The sequence below is a fragment of the Lysinibacillus sp. CNPSo 3705 genome (assembly GCF_028674935.1).
In the GTDB taxonomy this organism is placed as follows: domain Bacteria; phylum Bacillota; class Bacilli; order Bacillales_A; family Planococcaceae; genus Lysinibacillus.
Map to the genome: position 1 here is coordinate 82,159 of NZ_JAQZSD010000018.1, position 17,971 is coordinate 100,129.

At 35.6% G+C, this 17,971-nt stretch carries 16 protein-coding genes; 15 read left to right on the forward strand and 1 reads right to left on the reverse strand.

Going from position 1 to position 17,971, the window contains the following annotated elements; all coding sequences use genetic code 11:
- The first annotated feature begins 240 nt into the window (after window positions 1-240).
- The 10 genes from PVA17_RS10185 (at window position 241) to PVA17_RS10230 (ending at window position 11,064) form a co-directional block, all read left to right on the forward strand.
- Window positions 241-1,188, forward strand: coding sequence for an MBL fold metallo-hydrolase (locus PVA17_RS10185; protein ID WP_274067624.1), 948 nt, complete (start codon window positions 241-243; stop codon window positions 1,186-1,188).
- Window positions 1,189-1,196: 8 nt separating this feature from the next.
- Entirely contained in the window at window positions 1,197-1,952 is a 756-nt protein-coding gene (locus tag PVA17_RS10190; protein WP_483308016.1) for an SDR family NAD(P)-dependent oxidoreductase, read from the forward strand.
- A gap of 248 nt (window positions 1,953-2,200) precedes the next feature.
- On the forward strand, window positions 2,201-2,656 hold the full coding sequence (locus PVA17_RS10195) for a MarR family winged helix-turn-helix transcriptional regulator (protein WP_274067625.1): 456 nt from the start codon (window positions 2,201-2,203) through the stop codon (window positions 2,654-2,656).
- The gene (locus PVA17_RS10200) at window positions 2,643-3,983 is read left to right on the forward strand and encodes a serine hydrolase domain-containing protein (protein ID WP_274067626.1); all 1,341 of its coding nucleotides are present in this window, start codon (window positions 2,643-2,645) and stop codon (window positions 3,981-3,983) included. The genes PVA17_RS10195 and PVA17_RS10200 overlap by 14 nt, the downstream gene beginning before the upstream one ends.
- Before the next feature lie 662 nt (window positions 3,984-4,645).
- Complete coding sequence (locus PVA17_RS10205) at window positions 4,646-5,839, forward strand: argininosuccinate synthase (RefSeq protein ID WP_274067627.1); 1,194 nt, start codon at window positions 4,646-4,648, stop codon at window positions 5,837-5,839.
- Window positions 5,840-5,921: 82 nt separating this feature from the next.
- Window positions 5,922-7,295, forward strand: a complete 1,374-nt coding sequence (argH, locus tag PVA17_RS10210; protein ID WP_274067628.1) for an argininosuccinate lyase — start codon at window positions 5,922-5,924, stop codon at window positions 7,293-7,295.
- A 212-nt stretch (window positions 7,296-7,507) separates the two neighbouring features.
- Window positions 7,508-7,885 carry a carboxymuconolactone decarboxylase family protein gene (locus PVA17_RS10215; protein WP_274067629.1) on the forward strand — a complete coding sequence of 126 codons (378 nt, stop codon included), beginning with the start codon at window positions 7,508-7,510 and terminating at the stop codon, window positions 7,883-7,885.
- Between the two features lie 412 nt (window positions 7,886-8,297).
- On the forward strand, window positions 8,298-8,675 hold the full coding sequence (locus PVA17_RS10220; RefSeq protein ID WP_274067630.1) for a GntR family transcriptional regulator: 378 nt from the start codon (window positions 8,298-8,300) through the stop codon (window positions 8,673-8,675).
- Between the two features lie 7 nt (window positions 8,676-8,682).
- The gene (locus PVA17_RS10225) at window positions 8,683-9,762 is read left to right on the forward strand and encodes a DUF1648 domain-containing protein (protein WP_274067631.1); all 1,080 of its coding nucleotides are present in this window, start codon (window positions 8,683-8,685) and stop codon (window positions 9,760-9,762) included.
- Between the two features lie 12 nt (window positions 9,763-9,774).
- Window positions 9,775-11,064, forward strand: coding sequence for an alpha/beta hydrolase (locus tag PVA17_RS10230; RefSeq protein ID WP_274067632.1), 1,290 nt, complete (start codon window positions 9,775-9,777; stop codon window positions 11,062-11,064).
- Between the two features lie 380 nt (window positions 11,065-11,444).
- Here the strand turns inward: PVA17_RS10230 and PVA17_RS10235 are convergent, their stop codons facing one another.
- Window positions 11,445-12,026, reverse strand: coding sequence for an AAA family ATPase (locus PVA17_RS10235; RefSeq protein WP_274067633.1), 582 nt, complete (start codon window positions 12,024-12,026; stop codon window positions 11,445-11,447).
- A 326-nt stretch (window positions 12,027-12,352) separates the two neighbouring features.
- Between PVA17_RS10235 and PVA17_RS10240 the strand changes: the two genes are divergently transcribed.
- The 5 genes from PVA17_RS10240 to PVA17_RS10260 all read left to right on the forward strand — a co-directional run bounded on the left by PVA17_RS10240 (window position 12,353) and on the right by PVA17_RS10260 (window position 17,949).
- Window positions 12,353-13,207, forward strand: a complete 855-nt coding sequence (locus PVA17_RS10240; protein WP_132359897.1) for a MerR family transcriptional regulator — start codon at window positions 12,353-12,355, stop codon at window positions 13,205-13,207.
- An 87-nt stretch (window positions 13,208-13,294) separates the two neighbouring features.
- A complete protein-coding gene (locus tag PVA17_RS10245) occupies window positions 13,295-14,395 on the forward strand; it encodes a C45 family autoproteolytic acyltransferase/hydrolase (RefSeq protein WP_274067634.1) in 1,101 nt (366 codons plus the stop codon).
- A 662-nt stretch (window positions 14,396-15,057) separates the two neighbouring features.
- Window positions 15,058-16,704 carry a sensor domain-containing diguanylate cyclase gene (locus PVA17_RS10250; protein WP_274067635.1) on the forward strand — a complete coding sequence of 549 codons (1,647 nt, stop codon included), beginning with the start codon at window positions 15,058-15,060 and terminating at the stop codon, window positions 16,702-16,704.
- Between the two features lie 216 nt (window positions 16,705-16,920).
- Entirely contained in the window at window positions 16,921-17,706 is a 786-nt protein-coding gene (locus PVA17_RS10255; RefSeq protein ID WP_274067636.1) for a nucleotidyltransferase domain-containing protein, read from the forward strand.
- A 90-nt stretch (window positions 17,707-17,796) separates the two neighbouring features.
- Window positions 17,797-17,949, forward strand: coding sequence for a YpzG family protein (locus tag PVA17_RS10260; RefSeq protein ID WP_082172689.1), 153 nt, complete (start codon window positions 17,797-17,799; stop codon window positions 17,947-17,949).
- Window positions 17,950-17,971: the final 22 nt, after the last annotated feature.

Here is a 17,971-nt window from a genome sequence, read left to right on the forward strand (position 1 = left end):
GCTCAGAAGTAGGTTCGGTAATGGGAGCGGGTGATGTGTCACTTTCAGCAAATGTAACACTCTCTAAGACACCTTCACCAATTACGTACTTGGCTTCATCAACGCACGATAATAATTAGATTATTCAAAATTATATTAATAATACGTCAACCTGTCAACAGGAGGGTGACGAAAAGAAGAAAAACTTGTAAAATAGAATGAATAGGTATTCACTAGTTGCATTAAAGGGGGAAACAGCTTTTGTCTATACACAAAATAGAAATACCAACACCCTATGAAGTAGGAGATGTGAATGCATTTGTTGTAAAAGGAGATGCATTGACCATTTTTGATGTTGGTCCAAAAACAATGGAAGCCTATGAAGCACTTAAAAGGGGTATTCGAGCAATGGGCTTTGATATGCGAGATATTGAACAGGTTGTGTTAACCCATCATCATCCAGACCATGCAGGTTGGGTGGATGCCTTTCCGAACGCAGAAATTTTAGGGCATGCATATAATGATAAATGGCTTCGTCATGACGAGGATTTTTTACGTTACCATGTGCAGTTTTACAGTGAGCGCTTATTTGAGCACGGAGTTCCTCAACAATATATCCAGCCGAGTGTCCATGTCCGCCGTGAAATAGAGCTTGTAGGTGAACGCCCTTTAACACAAATACTTAACGATGGAGATGAAGTGCCAGGACATCCAGGATTAAAGGCTATTGAAACTTTAGGACACGCACAAAGTCACTTAATATTCTGGGATGAAAAAACTCATGATGTAATAGGTGGAGATTTATTGCTTGCAAAAATAACGCCAAACCCATTAATTGAGCCACCACTAGACCGTACATTAGGACGTACTAAATCGTTACTACAATATAATGAATCACTAGAAATTTTACGTCGATTACCCGTAAAAAAGATGTATACAGGACATGGTGCTGAGCTAGAGAATATTCCTGATTTAATTGATAAACGACTAGAACGGCAGCATCAGCAATCTTTGAAGGTTTGTGAATTATTTGGAGATGAACCATTAACTGCTGTACAAGTAACGAAGCGCTTTTACCCAGCTGTTTTTCAGCGTCAGTTTGGTCTGACGTTGTCCAAAACGCTCGGCTATTTAGATTACTTAGAGGCTAACAATTTCATTACATCAACTAAAACGGAAGAAGGTATCTATTTATTTCAAAGGAAGTAGGTTTAAATATGAACATGAATAAAAAGACCATCTTCGTTACAGGTGCAACAAGTGGTGTAGGATTGAAAATTACAGAATTATTAGTAGCACAGGGTCATACAGTTTATGCAACAGGACGCAATGCGGTTGCATTAAAAGCATTAGAACGCATAGGCGCCAATGTGATCCAAGCAGATTTAATTAATTTAGCTACAATCGATGAAGTATGCGCACAACTACCGCCTCTTGATGTAGCTATTTTATCTGCAGGGGTAGGTAAATTTGGCAATGCAACAGACTTAGCAGATGAAGCGATTAGACAAATGGTAGAGCTAAATGTCAGTGTACCGATGTATTTAGCAAAACGTCTAGCAGAACCTATGATACAACGTCAGCAAGGTCAATTAATCTTCATCGGCTCACAGGCAGGAAAGGTAGCGACACCTAAGGCTAGTGTTTATGCTGCTACAAAGCATGCGATTGTCGGTTTTACAAATGGGCTTCGCATGGAACTTGCTCCGTATAATGTTAAAGTTACGGCGATACATCCAGGTCCAATCGATACACCATTTTTAGATAAGGCGAGTGATGAAAGTGGCTATCGCGAGTCTTTAGGAAGATTTTTACTTACAGCTGAAGAAGTGGCACAAGCTACAGTAAAAACGATTGAACGACCAGTTCGAGAGGTTAATTTACCAAGGGTCATGGGGTTAACAAGCAAGCTGTATGCAATGGCACCTGCAACTGTTGAATTTTTAGGTAAGTCATTTTTCAATAAAAAATAGGTTAGTCAATTATGCCTCAGCAGAATTGTAACTGTCGCTACTGAAAATAATTACTGAAAGAAGTTAAACTGTAAACGTACTCAAGTTGAGTGTTTACAGTTTTTTTATGGACCTTCATTTGCATCGGACGCCCTCTGGGAAATCAACCACATGTAATAATGATGAAATTTCTAAAAACACCCATTTGTTGACAATACATTTCATTTAGATTAACATTTAAGTTAACTAAAATATTAAGGCTGGTAAAGATGACTGAAAATATAAAACAAATTGTCGATGACATTAATCAATATACTTATGAAATGAATGTAAAATTAGCGAAGGCTCAAGAAGCTCTATTTAAAGATGATTTATCGATGAAACAAACGATGGTAATTGATTATGTACACAAGCATAAAAAATGTACAATGGGTGAAATTGCGCACTATATGGAAATCTCTCCAAGTGCTGTGAGTCAAATAGTAGCGAGACTTGAAAAAGAAAACTACCTTAAACGCGATATTAACCCAAATAATCGCAGGGAAGTGGTTGTTCTGTTAGCTGAAAACGGAGAGGCATATTATCATCGGGATGAACAAATTAATAAGCTTATTCTTGATAAAATTTATAGTAAAATGCCTGTGGAAAATTTAGAACAATTGCGTAGTTTAATCCAGCGCTTATATCAAATTGTTGAGGAGGAAATTGAAAATGGATTGGAATAAAGTAAAAAAACAGCTTGAAAATACGTTTAATGGTACTGTTTTACTTGCACAAGATGAGACAATTATATTGCAAGGTGCCTATGGCGAAGCTTCAATAGAAACACACGCGCCCATGGGACTTCATCAACGTTTTAACTTAGCTTCTGTATCGAAGCCGATTACAGCATTGGGAATTTTACTTTTAGTACAAGATAAGAAAATAACATTTGATGATGATATTAGCCAATGGTTTGATAATTTACCTTATACAAATATTACTGTGCGCCACTTATTACACCATACATCAGGTTTGCCTGATTATATGGCATTGTTTTCAAATTGGGATGAAACAACAGCTGCCACAAATGAAGATGTTCTGCAGCTATTAATTCAATATGCACCACCTCGACTATTTGTAGCAGGTGAGAGAATGGAATACTGCAATACAGGTTATGTCCTATTAGCTCTTTTAATCGAGCGTGTGGCGAATAAAAGTTTTACTGAATTTATGGATGAAGCTATATTTAAACCTTTAAATATGATGCATACAACTGTAACGTCCACTACTTTTACAAAACAATTTACGAATGAAATTGCGCATGGCTACGTGTTTGATGTGTATTCCGGGCAATATGTGGACCCTTCAGAATTTGATGAAACGAAAAGTACTACTTGTTTAAATTATATAACTGGCGATGGCGGAATCTATTCAACAGTAGAGGACTTATGGAAATTAGGGCGTTCTGTTATTCAAGCACAACTTTGGGATGAAGCTTTACTTGAGCAAGCCTTTACGCCCTCAGCTCTTACCGCAGAGCAACCTTTTTCTTATGGTATGGGCTGGATTATTTATGAGGATGAACAACTGGGGAAATGTGTATGGCACAGCGGTGGATGGCCTGGGTATGCCACTACATTTAAAATTTATCCACAATCTAAGACAATCTTTGTATTTTTACGCAGTAAAGAACAAGAAGTGGATTATGAAATAGCTATTGGTGAAGCGATTGAAAAAGCAGTAAAAACACATGAATTCCATTTACCGAAAAAGCCTGAACAATATAAAGCTGTGCATTTACCAGTCGAAATTTTACAGAGCTATGAAGGTAAATATCAACTCCAAGAACAACCTGAACATACAGTGGAAATAGCGTTACAAGAGGACAATCGCTTATACATTTTCCTACCTGCTACAATGCCACTTGAGTTACATGCGATAAAAGAAGATGAATTTTTCTTACGCAGTTTAGGCATTCTCGTAACGATAAAGCATGATATATTAACAGTGAATAATGATGGTCAAAAAACGATCGCTAAAAAAATAACCGACCACGTGCTTAAAGGTTAATAAAATGTTTTTGTAGATTAATAAGAACAAATAAAACCGTTGTGCATAATGAATTCACAGATTGTAGATGTTAGCTTTTTTAGTTTCTATAAAACTGAATTGTAGTCTTAACAATGAGTACTTTGTGAAGAGGTACTGAACAATCGAGTTTCGTTTTCCAACTAAACTACACATAAATTAATATTTATCTTTTAGTTGTCATGAGAACTCATTTTACACAATGGGTTCTTTTTAATAGCGTTTAAAAACAAAGAATTATAAAAGACATGCAAGATAAGTGAAGCGTTTAGTTGGAATGAAGGATGGGCGACTTCTCGGGATCAGCTTCACATATGAGACCTTGAAGCGAGCAACGCAAGTGAAGCGGCCCCATCTGGAAATCAACTCCCCGTATTGCAGAACAGCCATTTACTATCCCGAAATTAATACTATATACATTCATGTTGCGCGTAAAAAATCGTTTTTTTCGAGAAAAACTATTCATAGTTTGTACAAGCGCTTAAAGTGTTGTAATGACACACTTTTTACAATAAACATAAAAGTCTATAAATTTATAAAAATACACTTGTTTTTATTTTTATAACATGATACTATTCGTGTATAAAGTTTTAAATGAATGTATAAACATACATATCTAATAGATTAATTGGAGGCGCGTTTTTATGGCGAATAAAAAAGTAGTATTAGCATATTCAGGAGGTCTTGATACTTCTGTAGCAATTCCGTGGTTAAAAGAACAAGGCTGGGACGTTATTGCAGTTTGTCTTGATGTTGGTGAAGGGAAAGACCTTGAGTTTGTAAAAAATAAAGCTCTTCAAGTAGGAGCAATTGACTCATATATGGTAGATGTGAAGGATGAATTCGCTGAAGAATATGCATTAATCTCATTACAAGCTCATACTTGGTATGAACAAAAATATCCACTAGTATCGGCACTTTCTCGTCCATTAATTTCTAAAAAACTAGTGGAAATTGCAAACCAAGTGGGTGCGGACGCAGTAGCTCATGGTTGCACAGGTAAAGGTAATGACCAAGTTCGTTTCGAAGTTTCTATCAAAGCGTTAAATCCAGACTTGGAAGTTTTAGCACCTGTACGTGAATGGGGCTGGAGCCGTGATGAGGAAATCGAATATGCAATGAAACATGATGTACCGATTCCTGCAACATTAGATTCACCATTCTCAATCGACCAAAACTTATGGGGCCGTGCAAATGAAGCGGGTGTAATGGAAGATCCATGGGTATCTCCACCAGAAGAAGCATACGGTTTAACAGTTTCTGTGGAAAACGCTCCAGATGAAGCGGAATACGTAGAAATTGAATTCGTTGCAGGTAAACCAGTATCGTTAAACGGTAAAGAAATGAAGCTTGCCGATTTAATTCAAGAGCTAAACGCAGTAGCTGGAGCACACGGTGTTGGTCGTATCGATCACGTTGAAAACCGTTTAGTTGGTATTAAATCCCGTGAAGTATATGAAATTCCAGGAGCAAAAGTTCTATTAACGGCTCATAAGGAACTTGAAGACTTAACGCTTGTAAAAGAGTTAGCACACTTCAAGCCAGTCATTGAGAAAAAATTATCTGAATTAATTTATGATGGCTTATGGTTCTCTCCATTACGTGTAGCACTGGAATCATTCCTTGCTGAATCACAAAAGTTTGTCAACGGAACGGTGCGCGTGAAGCTTTACAAAGGTCATGCAATTGTGGAAGGACGTAAATCTCCAAATTCACTTTATAGTGAAAAGCTAGCAACATATTCAAAAGAAGATCAATTCAACCATGCTTCAGCAGTAGGCTTCATCGAATTATGGGGTCTGCCAACAGTGGTTAACTCTTCAGTAAATAAAAAATAATCTTTTGACAGCAGGGTGTAGTGTAGCATTAAACGCTGTACTACACCTTTTTCAAAAAGAGTTAAGGAAAAGGTGAGCTGTTATGACAAAACTTTGGGGCGGGCGTTTCCAAAAATCAGCAGAAGCATGGGTGGACGAGTTCGGCGCATCGATTGGCTTTGACCAACAGCTTGTTCTAGAAGACCTTGAAAGTAGCGTAGCACATGTTACGATGCTTGGCGCAACAGGAATTTTACCAGCAGCTGACGTAGAGACCATTCTCGGTGGCCTTGCACAATTACAAGAAAAAGCAATAGCAGGTGAGCTTGAATTTACAGTTGCTAATGAAGATATCCACTTAAATTTGGAAAAAATGCTCATTGATTTAATTGGTCCTGTAGGTGGTAAGCTGCACACTGGCCGTAGCCGAAATGACCAAGTAGCAACGGATATGCATATTTTCTTGAAAAAGCGTGTGAAGGAAACAATCGGTTTAATTGAGATATTCCAAAAGACGTTGCTTGAAAAGGCTGAGGAGCATGTAGAAACAATTGCTCCAGGCTATACTCATTTACAACGTGCGCAACCAATCTCATTTGCCCATCATTTGATGGCCTATTTCTGGATGTTAGAGCGTGATAAACAACGCTTTACGGAGTCGCTTAAGCGTATTGATATTCTGCCTTTAGGTGCAGGTGCCATGGCAGGTACTACTTTCCCAATCGATCGCTTAAAATCCGCGGAGCTTTTAGGCTTCAGCGAAGTTTATGCGAACTCGATGGATGCAGTAAGTGACCGTGATTTTATCGTTGAATTTTTAAGTAATTCATCATTATTAATGGCGCATTTATCTCGGTTTGCAGAGGAAATTATTTTGTGGTCGACAGATGAATTTAAATTTATCGAATTAGATGATGCCTTCTCAACAGGTTCTTCTATTATGCCACAAAAGAAAAATCCTGATATGGCGGAGTTAATCCGTGGAAAAACGGGACGCGTTTACGGTAACTTAATGGGCTTATTAACGGTTCTGAAAGGAACACCGTTAACATACAACAAAGATATGCAGGAAGATAAAGAAGGTATGTTTGATACAGTTCAGACAATTCTTGGTTCATTAAAAATCTTTGAAGGTATGATTCGCACAATGACTGTCAATACTGAGCGTTTGCACCAGGCAGTACACGCTGACTTCTCCAATGCTACGGAGCTTGCAGATTATCTAGCGACAAAAGGTATGCCTTTCCGTGAAGCACATGAAGTGACAGGAAAACTTGTATTCACATGTATTCAACAGGGCATCTACTTATTAGATTTACCGCTTGCAGACATGAAAAAAGAAAGTGAGCTTATCGAAGCGGATATTTACGATGTATTAGCACCTGAAGCTGCTGTTCGTCGTCGTCATTCTTTAGGTGGAACAGGATTTGATCAAGTACTTACCCAAATTGAAAAGGCAAAAGCCTGTCTCGCGTAACTATAACTTAGCGTGCATGTCCTTGTGACTTTTGCATAGATATTCATTAAAGCTGTCCAGTGAGGCACTATGAAAAAACATTTTCCTTTTTCGTTAGAGCCAGAGGGTGACACGAAAAAGAGACCCTTACATAGGTGAAGGACAATCCCCAATTCTGGAGACGCGGAATTGGGGTTTTTGTGTAAAGAAATAACAATGGGGGGATTGTCAAAATGAATGAGCGTTTTACAAAGGGGTTAGAAACAATTAAACAGTATGTAACAAAGGAAGAAGCGGCACGAATGATTGAGGCAGATGTACTAGCTGACATAGCACCAGATTTACGCAAAATGATTATTGAATTTGCCTATGGTGATGTTTATTCACGACCAGGGCTAGATGCAAAGAGCCGTGCACTTGTTGTCATTACAGCGGTAGTAACTCAAGGTGCTGCCCCACAAACAAAAACCCATATTAAACGTGGTCTACATGCAGGTTTGACACAGACAGAAATTGTGGAAGCATTATTACAATTAGTACCATACATTGGTTTTCCGCGTGTCCAAAATGCTTTAACCATTGCACAACAAATCTTTCAAGAAGAAGCTTAGGAGTTTTAATTTTATAACATTGCATATTACATGAATAAACATTTACGAAACGGTTCATATTAAGAGCGGAATCACTTATTAATCTAAAATGATTGGGAGGATGTAGAATGAGTAGTCAAACACCCAAAGACCAGGAATCTCAGGAAAGTCCGCCACAACTGTATAGGGTGAGCTTCTAAAATCTTATGGAATCAGTGAGGCAGAGGATATTCTGTTTTGCTGTATCTTAAGAAGAAGCAAAAACCGATACAGATCAAATCAAATAGAAATAAGTGTTCATGGGATCCAGAATTTTTCTGGGTCCTTTTTTATTGCGCATTTTAGAGAGAAATTGACTTTTGTAGAAATCTGTATTACTCTGTGTATAACAGATTTCTGTTTGGTGATAAGCGATACAGATGGGAGGGGTAAAATGAATATTCATTTAGATCCAAGCAGTGAATTACAGCTCTATAAACAATTAGCGAATCAGTTAATTGAGCTGATTGCTAAAGGAAAGCTAAAAAATGGTGATACTTTACCTTCAGTTCGTTCAATGGCTACAGATTTAGGGATTAATGTCAGCACGGTTAGTAAGAGCTATCATGAACTTGAAGAAAAAGGTTTAATCGAATTAAAGCCGAAAGCAAAGGCGATCATTATTGGTGGTCAAAAAAAAGAACTGCAAGAGGCGGAAGTTGAAAAAGTAGAAAATGCATTAAAACTAATTATGGCAGAGGCCATTGCACGGGGTCTCGAAAAAGATCAAATGACAAGTTTGTTTCATCGAATTTTAAAACAATGGAAGTAGGGGAAATATGCTTTTTATATTAAGCATCTTTATCTTTGTAGGTGTATTGGAAACTGTAACACCATATTTAGCGAGAAAAACAACTGTCTTTGGTGTATCTATTCCAGAACCTTATGTGCAACATCAACAATTACTTATTTTTAAAAAGCATTACAGCATGATGGTCGGGAGCATAGTAGTTGCATGTTTTATAGGTCAAATTTTACTACTGTTTACGTTCATTCAAGAAGAGCAATTTGTTTTATTATCCTTTGTTTTGCTGTATGTCGTGCTTCTCATAGCAGCTGGACTTTATATGTTTTATCATATAAAAACAAAAAAACTAAAAAAACAAGAAAATTGGGAAGCGCATGTAAAAACTGTTTATGTGATGGATTTATCTTTTCGAGATCGAGATGAAGTACTTTCACCTACATTTTTCGCATTACCGATTATTATCACTTTAGCATTGATTACTTTTACCTATATGAATTACAATGCCATCCCAGATGTTTTTGCTACCCATTGGAATGCAGCAGGTGAGGTAGACGGTAGGACTGAAAAAACATGGCTAGCAGTTATTGTAATGCCACTTATTTTACTAGGGATACAAATTAGCTTTTTCATCATCAGTATCGGTATGAAAAGTGCCAAAATACAATTGAGTGCACAAGCAAAAGAAGCTTCAGCAAATCGAGAGCTTAACCAGCGTAAATATGGTAGCTGGTACTTAGCTGCGATTAATTATAGTATGACATTTGTTCTTGTTGTTTTACATTACACGACAGTTATTTTAAAAAATCAAACAGCTCCTTACTTTTTCCCGCTTTTTATTGTTTTTATGTTCGTCTCTTTAGGGGGACTTATCCTGTTAATTTGGAAGTTAAGTAACAGTAATGAGCGCTTTGATGATTTACAGACAAACGAAACAGCTGCAGACGATGATCGATACTGGAAATGGGGGATTGTTTACATCAATAAAAATGATCCTTCACTATTAGTGCAAAAGAAATACGGCGTTGGTTGGACTGTGAATTTAGCGAATAAATGGAGCTATATCATTTTACTTGTAATATTTTTACCGATCTTATTAGTCATTTTCATTTAGAGGGAGGATTTTATGAAAAAACTATTATTTTTTTGTTGTACACTTTTATTATTAGCAGCATGCGCACAAAAGGAGGACAACACAAAAGGTAAAGAGATAAAGGAGGACAATAAAATGAATGAACAGCTAGTAGGTAAATGGGAAGGGAATATTAAAACGCCAAACGGAGCGCTTCCGATTATCGTCGATTTGCAGAAAGATAGTGGGACATTATCAGTACCAGCGCAAGGATTATCCAATTATCCATTTAAAAGCATCAAATACGATGGTGATCAAGTGAGTGTTTCGATTAATTTAAGTGGCTCGGCTGTTGTCATTAACGGAACATTAAAAGATGGGCAAATTACAGCAACGTTTCAACAAAATGGTGGCAAATTCCCACTTGTCTTAAAGCCATTTAAAGAACAACCAGTTACGTATGAAACGTCTAAGATTCCTGTTAAAGATGGTGCGTTAACAGTGGCTCTTCAAAAGGCAAGCAAGGAGCCATCTCCAGTTGCACTTATTATCGCAGGCTCTGGTCCAACTGATAAGGATGGAAATTCAGCAATAGCTGGTAAAAATGATAGCTTAAAAATGATAGCGGAAGGGTTAGCAAAAGACGGTATTACTACTGTTCGCTATGATAAACGTGGACTTGGCGATAATCAGTCCCTTTTAACTAAGGAAGAGGATATTACGATTGACCAATACGTAGATGACGCAGTTCAAGTGATTAATACCCTTTTAGCCGATAAAGCGTATTCGAGTGTTCATATTATTGGACATAGCGAAGGCTCACTGATCGGTTTACTAGCAGCACAAAAAACAAAAGTAGAGTCCTTTGTTTCTATAGCAGGTTCTGGTAGACCAGCTGATGAAATTTTGTTAGAGCAATTAAAAGGTCAATTATCGCCAGAGCTTCTAAAAGAATCAACAGATGCTCTTGCATCCTTGAAAAAAGGCGAGCTAGTGAAGAACGTTTCTCCAGATTTACAGTCACTCTTCCGTTCTTCAGTTCAACCATATATGATTTCATGGTTAAAATATAATCCTGCAAATGAGTTAGCGAAAGTCAATAGCCGAGTTTTAATACTTCAAGGAACAACCGATTTACAAGTAGTTACAACGGATGCGGAAGCGTTAAAAAAAGGTAAGCCAGATGCCAAGCTTGTATATATGGACGGCATGAATCATGTGTTAAAAAATGCCCCAGCAGATCGTACGAAAAATGCAGCAACCTATTCAGACCCATCATTACCACTTCATAAAGAATTACTGCCAGCCATTCAGCAGTTTATTATGAATGGAGGTAGAGACTGAGCTATCCACGGTAGAAAGGTGAATACTTGCGCGAAGTGGAGAAATACATTCGGGAAAAAAGTAATGCTCTTAATTAGTATTTAAGCATAACTGAAACATGTAGAAATTTAAGCGCATTAATTGTTGCTGCACAATTAGCGTGTCGATTTTTATTTCAGGAGTAAGTATAGAGGCGGGACAGAACTCGATTATTTTGAAAAATAGCGAAAATGAATAATAACTTTTCCGCCTCAAATATTCTTTCCTAAATCAAAAAAATGTTAGACCCATTGTATCTTGGTCTAACATTTTTTCTTTTTGTCCCAGCCTCTTGCTTTCATTTTAATAGGATAGAATTGATATAACTCAATGTTAGAACTTTTCAATATATAAAATCCTCATTAGATAATTATTTTATCAATCTTTGAATAAAGTAGTTCATAAACTTTGTTATCAAAGACAGTAGTATCAACATCTATAAATTCAAAATCGAGTCCTTCAATACTGAACTCATTATTAAATTCACCATCATATTCTAGCAACATTTTTTTATATTCTTCATAGTTTGTTGGATATATGTGTCCAGGATGTCTTTCACCTGAAGCATCTCTTGCAATTGCTCGTTCAAATAGTATCTGCTTATCAGCAAAACAGCGTATAATAATAGGTATATAAGTATGTCTATCTTTTAAATCATTTATTTTTTTTGCTAATATCTTAAAGTTAATTTGGTTACTTTCTAATATAAAGCTACTTCCTGTTTCAAGTAATTTATCTGTAAAAAAGTAAAGTAATTGATAACTTGTGCTGCCTAATTTTGTACACCAGTCTCTATCACGCCATCCTATATTATCAAATAATAATTCTTTAATAGTATCTCTGCTAATTAATGGGAAAGTGTAATTAGAAGCAATTCCTTTAGCAATAGAAGTTTTACCCGCACCACAAGGACCAAAGATAATTAATAGAAATTTTTTTTTCATAACTTAAAATCTCCTTTTTAATTTCAAACACTTCTTGATATATGCATAACAAACTTATTGTAATCTTTCAAAATTCTAGGATAATATAACGTATTAAAATGATTAAACAAAACTAAATTGTTATTTATAACTACTTTATTACTTTAAGAGGCTTAACGACGCATTCTCTCAATTTCCTCTAACTTTTTTAAAATAGTTTTTCCAACTAACAAAATAAGCTTACTCTGTTCAATTCAAGCACGATGTATTAAACTTTATGAAACAAACAGGTGTTTCTTAAAAGTACGATGAATCGAAATCAACTAAATTAAAAAGAAGGTTTTATTATGTATAGCATTGGGAAATTTTCGAAACTGTGTAATGTTCCTGTAAAAACGATTCGTTATTATAGCGATCTTGGGTTACTCGAACCATCCTTGATAGAAGAAGTGACGGGCTATCGTTATTATGATTACGATAAAATGAAAGAACTAAATACTATACAGGTACTTAAACATTGCCATTTTTCATTAAACGAAATTGAACAGATTATTAAAGGGAAAAGTGATAAGCAAGATTTAGAGATAAGATTAAATAAAAAAGTTCAGGAATTAGAGCACCAACAAAAAGTAATCGCTGAACAACTTCAAAATATTGTCCAAGTGAAACATTCAATTAGGAACACTGAGACGTTTAATCCAAAGTCAAAGCCAATATTATCAAGTTGTTACATAGAAGAACGTCCAAACATACAGGTGTTTTCTATCCGTGAAAAGATACATATTATAGAAATGGATAAGCTAGTACAAAAATTATTTGAACGAATATATGCGTATCAATTTGAGATAGAGGGGGCGCTTGTTGCAATTTTTCACGAAAGAGAAAGGAACCAAAATATAGCAGATGTTGAACTACTGTTACCAGTAAAAGCAACTCAACAAGGGGAGTATACTAAAGTAATATCAGAAGGCAAGTATGCTTGTATAAATGTAACGGGACCGTATTCAGAGTTACATTTTGGCTATAGTCGCTTGCAGGAATGGCTGACTGAGCAATCCCTTCAGGCAGAAGGGACATTTATGGAGCAGTACATAATAGGTTTAATCCCAACTGAAGTTGTAAATCCAATTAATATTAAACCAAATATTGAGCTACATCCAAATGATTTTTTGACAAAAGTATTTGTGAAACTAAGAAACTAGCTAAACTCTCCAGTAGCTGGAGACTTTATTCTGTATTTAGCAAGGTAAGAAATGTCTTGCAACTTAAATATAGAATGGGGTATATCGATGAAAACAAATACAGGACAGTTTGCATTTCTTAAAGGTAGTTCATATGAGATTGGACAACATCAAGCGCGAGAGTTTCAAAAGAATCCTTTTGCAAAATCGCTATTCTTTACGGAAAATTTAACTGCTGACAACGCTTATTTAGAAATGAAAGCACAAATAGAGCAGTATTGCCCAGGTTTAAATAAAGAATTAGAAGGCTTTGCAGAAGGCTTTGGCTATGCGCCTGAACAACTAAATTTTTATCAAAATGCATGGTTAATACCTGGGGGATGTAGTTTAGGGGCTATTTTACCTGGAAAAATGGCAGATGGTAAAACATATGTTTTAAGAAATTATGATTTATCGCCTGATATTTCGGATATGCGCTTATGTACTACTCGTGTTGAGGGGAAATATGCTCATACAGGATTTTCAGTTTCGACATTCGGTCGAAGTGAAGGTTTAAATGAGAAGGGACTATGTGTTGCATATGCATCTTGTGGCATGCCCATTGGCAAATATCCTGGTATGAGACCACCAGTAGTACCTGGATTACAGTTTATGGTTATTGTTAGAGCGCTGTTAGAAAATTGCAGAAATGTAGAAGAAGCAATTTATATGGTTAACACTATGCCAGTAGGAACGAATATGAATTTACTTATTGCTGATGCGGATGGCGATGCAGCTTTGATTGGAACATATGACGGAATAAAAGAGGTTAAACGTGCAGAACTAGATTATCTTATTGCAACTAACCACGGACTATTTTCCACAATACAAGAAATGGAGCCTGGCAAGCTCGAGCATTCTCAATTAAGATACAATATTTTAGAGGAGAAATTTAAAGAAAGTGGAAAAAGATCTATAGATGAAATCCAAGAACTTCTTTTAACAGAGTTCCCTAATGGATTGTCTGTCCATAATTACAAAGAAGGCTTTGGAACAGTACATTCAATTTTGTTTAACCTTACTGATTTGCAAATGGAATTTTCATTTGGCTCACCATTACAAAATCAGTTAAATAAGATAGACGTTGGTGAGAATTTTGCGAAAACACAAACATCTGTTGAATTTAATAATAAAAGCTATGAAGCAGAGTTTTGGAAAATCATAAAATAATAAACAGCAAAAAAACGTTTCTTGATTTTTATAAATGTGCAACATTATAACAATTTATTTAAAAAGCTGAACTAATTCGGATTAGTTCAGCTTATATTTGTGAGGTCTTAAATTTGAGAAGGGTTAAGCGTAGATGAAAAAGAGTGGGATGGTAGTGATATTTTCTACTTTAATAACTGGTACGGTAATTTAATTATTACTGAAGCTGTTTACAATGTTTTAAATGAATCCAACACTCAAAACGTTAGGTTTATTAACTTAAGGGAATTTAGTAATGATTATAGAAGGAGTTTGAAATGAAGAGATTAATTTTTATGATAAGCCCAATAGTATTAATGGATCTATTAATAGTGGAAACTAGTTATGTAATATAAATAGTCTTTGATATGCCACTTTTACACGGCTATACCTCTTTGACAATAGTGCCATTGTTGCGGCTATATTAATATAATCTCCAAATTTTGTTGCAATAAATTTTATATACTGATTAATTATTCCTCTGCATAATTGTAGCTGTCTCTTTGCTTTCGCTACCAAAACATTTTCTGAAAAAGTTAAATTTATCACTGCCGTAATTTCAAGGTTGTGGTATTTTTAATGAATAAATTACTATTTATTGCCCATTTTAAGGAAATGTTTAGATTAATTTGGAGGTTAGTGTTTTGAGGGTTTTAAAAAAATTTCCACAGCCAAACACAATAAAAGGTCAGCTTCATCGAGCGCTTGTATGGATCACTTTTATTACTGGTCTTTGTATTTTTATTCCAACGCTTTATATTGAATATCGACAAACCATTCAACATCAAAATGAAGAAATGAAACATTATTTGAATGCTCAATCCTATTTTTTTGAAAGCTGGTTAGCAGAGCGATCCAGTGATATACATACAATAGCTAATTTTGATTTTGTCAAGGACTATAATTTTCAAAAATCACAAAAATTTTTTCAAGATTTTAAAGAAAAAACAAATTTCACAGACTTAATATTCGTCAATAAAGAGGGCATCGTGCAAGTTGATACAGTTACTGAATACAGTAAAAATGGTGTTAGCGTGGATGTTAATGACCGAAAGTATTTTCAAGTTGCTAAAAAAACGAAACAACCATACATAACAGATATTTTAATAAGTAAAGTTACAAAGCAGCCTATTATTGCATTTGCTTCACCGATTCTTAATGCACAGCAACAATTCAATGGTGTAGTTTTTGGCGCAGTAAATTTAGATATCATCAATCAATTGCTGCAAGAATCGAGAGTAGGCTTTTTAGGTCATGCTTATATTATTGACCAAGAAGGTACTATGCTCTCTGAATTTAACAATAAACAACAACGGTCTTCAGGAAATTATTTAGTTGATGACCATATCCTAAACGCAGCTTTAAAAAATAAAACAAGCGGCCTCAAGCTTTATAAAGACGCGAATAATAAGTGGGTTCTTGCTAAAAGTAAGCCTATAAATGGAGGGAAATGGTTTGTTATATCAGAAATTGGTCTGCTTGAGGCCTATAAACCATTAATCAATAGAATTTTATGGATAACCATTTGTTTAGTAGTAGGGTCATTTTTTATGATAAAAATGATGTTACATCTCTCTAAAAGAATTGAAGAACCTATCCAGCAGCTTCTAACAGGTGTGAGAAAGGTAGAACAAGGTTTTTATGAATATCAAATAAATGACCAACAGCTGACACCATACGCGCAAGAATTTCAGGAGCTTTGTGCGTCCTTCAATGAAATGAGCGACAAAGTGAGAAAAGATACTATTTTACTGAAAGAATTATCGATTACCTGTCAATTGACGAAGCTGTATAATCGTCGTTATTTGATTGAGCAGGGGGAGCTTGTCTTTCAGAAATGTGTAGAAGAACAACACCATTGTTCATGTATAGCGATTGACATTGATTTTTTCAAAAAGGTTAATGATACCTATGGACATTTAATCGGTGATGAAGTGCTAAAGCATGTCGCAAACATTATTACAAATTCTGTGCGAAAAATCGATATTGTTACAAGGTATGGGGGAGAGGAGTTTGTCATTTTATCTCCAAATACTACGCTAGAGAGTGCGGTGAAAATTGCGGAAAGAGTTCGGCAACATGTTGAAGATCATCCCTATACTGCGGATTTTGAGATCAATGTGACAGTGAGTATTGGCATTGCAGGATACGGTGATTCTGAAAATGTTTCAACATTTTACGAGCTACTTGACAAGGCGGATCAAGCACTTTATATTGCAAAGGAAAGCGGTCGAAACCAACTTAGGATATGTGATAAAACAGGTATAATTGATACAAGACAAATGCTTTAACTTCTTTAAGCGATATTTTTTTGTACCGAAAGCGTAGCGACAGGTACAGAGTCTACCACACCATGTTCTTTCGCATAAGAAACATCTGTTGCTGTCGCTACGTTAGCACTGCGCTTTCGCACAAGAAGCATTTGCAGGCTAAAGCACAAAGCCGGTATCGGAGCCAATTATGCCGAGGCATAATTGATAAAACTAAATTAGGAAAGTGGTATTTATATGAAGGAAATTATACTAAGTAAATTAAAAGAAATTGAAAATGAGTATCAAGTGAAAATTTTATATGCTGTAGAATCTGGTAGTCGTGCTTGGGGATTTCCATCTAAGGATAGTGATTATGATGTTCGTTTCATATATATACATCAACCTCAGTGGTATCTTTCAATCGACCCTCAAGGAATTGGCGCAAAGAGGGATGTTATAGAAGTACCAATCAATGATTTGTTGGATATTAGTGGATGGGAAATAACAAAAGCACTAAGGTTATTTCGCAAAAGTAATCCACCTCTTTTAGAATGGTTACGAAGCAATATTATTTATGACCAACAATATTCATTTATTGACAATGTACGATCATTAGAAAGAGAAGTATTTTATCCAAATGCAAGCTTATATCACTATTTAAATATGGCGAAAAACAATTATCGTGAGTATTTACAGAGCTCAGAAGTAAAAATAAAAAAATATTTCTATGTCCTAAGACCAATCTTAGCATGTAAATGGATCGAACAAAAAAATACGGTTCCACCAATTGATTTTCAGGAATTGTTAAATGAAATAATTTCTGAGGGCCCTTTAAAAACGGAAATTCAGCAACTTTTACAGAGAAAAATGGCAGGTGATGAACTAAAGATGGAGCCGCGAATTGACAGTATCAATGAATATTTAGATAAAGAAATACTGCATATTGAGACATACTGTAAAAATCTTCATGTTAAAGTCGATGATCCTACACAAAAATTAGATGCGTTATTTAGAAGCACATTGCAAGAAGTTTGGGGATAATGGTGATGGGAAATTGAATAATTATTAATTGTAAGGTCATACTAAAAAAGGTTTCACTTATGAAGTCTATATTGATGAGGAGGATGGCAAATGAGTAGGTTCGAACAATTAGACCCAAAATCTCAGAAAATCCACCGCAACTGGTCAAGGATTAAACGCTCAAAATCTCAAGTAAATGGTGAAACGGAGATTACCCTCCATAACCGTATATTGAGAAGTGAAGCAAAAGCCCGTCAGTTTTAATCAGCTAGAAAAGTAAGTGTCA

Bases quoted from the DNA above. Each gene is read 5' to 3' on its own strand.
- PVA17_RS10190 (WP_483308016.1), top strand. From the start codon at position 1,197: ATGAACATGAATAAAAAGACCATCTTCGTTACAGGTGCAACAAGTGGT.
- PVA17_RS10195 (WP_274067625.1), top strand. From the start codon at position 2,201: ATGACTGAAAATATAAAACAAATTGTCGATGACATTAATCAATATACT.
- PVA17_RS10200 (WP_274067626.1), top strand. From the start codon at position 2,643: ATGGATTGGAATAAAGTAAAAAAACAGCTTGAAAATACGTTTAATGGT.
- PVA17_RS10205 (WP_274067627.1), top strand. From the start codon at position 4,646: ATGGCGAATAAAAAAGTAGTATTAGCATATTCAGGAGGTCTTGATACT.
- argH (WP_274067628.1), top strand. From the start codon at position 5,922: ATGACAAAACTTTGGGGCGGGCGTTTCCAAAAATCAGCAGAAGCATGG.
- PVA17_RS10215 (WP_274067629.1), top strand. From the start codon at position 7,508: ATGAATGAGCGTTTTACAAAGGGGTTAGAAACAATTAAACAGTATGTA.
- PVA17_RS10220 (WP_274067630.1), top strand. From the start codon at position 8,298: ATGAATATTCATTTAGATCCAAGCAGTGAATTACAGCTCTATAAACAA.
- PVA17_RS10225 (WP_274067631.1), top strand. From the start codon at position 8,683: ATGCTTTTTATATTAAGCATCTTTATCTTTGTAGGTGTATTGGAAACT.
- PVA17_RS10230 (WP_274067632.1), top strand. From the start codon at position 9,775: ATGAAAAAACTATTATTTTTTTGTTGTACACTTTTATTATTAGCAGCA.
- PVA17_RS10235 (WP_274067633.1), bottom strand. From the start codon at position 12,026: ATGAAAAAAAAATTTCTATTAATTATCTTTGGTCCTTGTGGTGCGGGT.
- PVA17_RS10240 (WP_132359897.1), top strand. From the start codon at position 12,353: ATGTATAGCATTGGGAAATTTTCGAAACTGTGTAATGTTCCTGTAAAA.
- PVA17_RS10245 (WP_274067634.1), top strand. From the start codon at position 13,295: ATGAAAACAAATACAGGACAGTTTGCATTTCTTAAAGGTAGTTCATAT.
- PVA17_RS10255 (WP_274067636.1), top strand. From the start codon at position 16,921: ATGAAGGAAATTATACTAAGTAAATTAAAAGAAATTGAAAATGAGTAT.
- PVA17_RS10260 (WP_082172689.1), top strand. From the start codon at position 17,797: ATGAGTAGGTTCGAACAATTAGACCCAAAATCTCAGAAAATCCACCGC.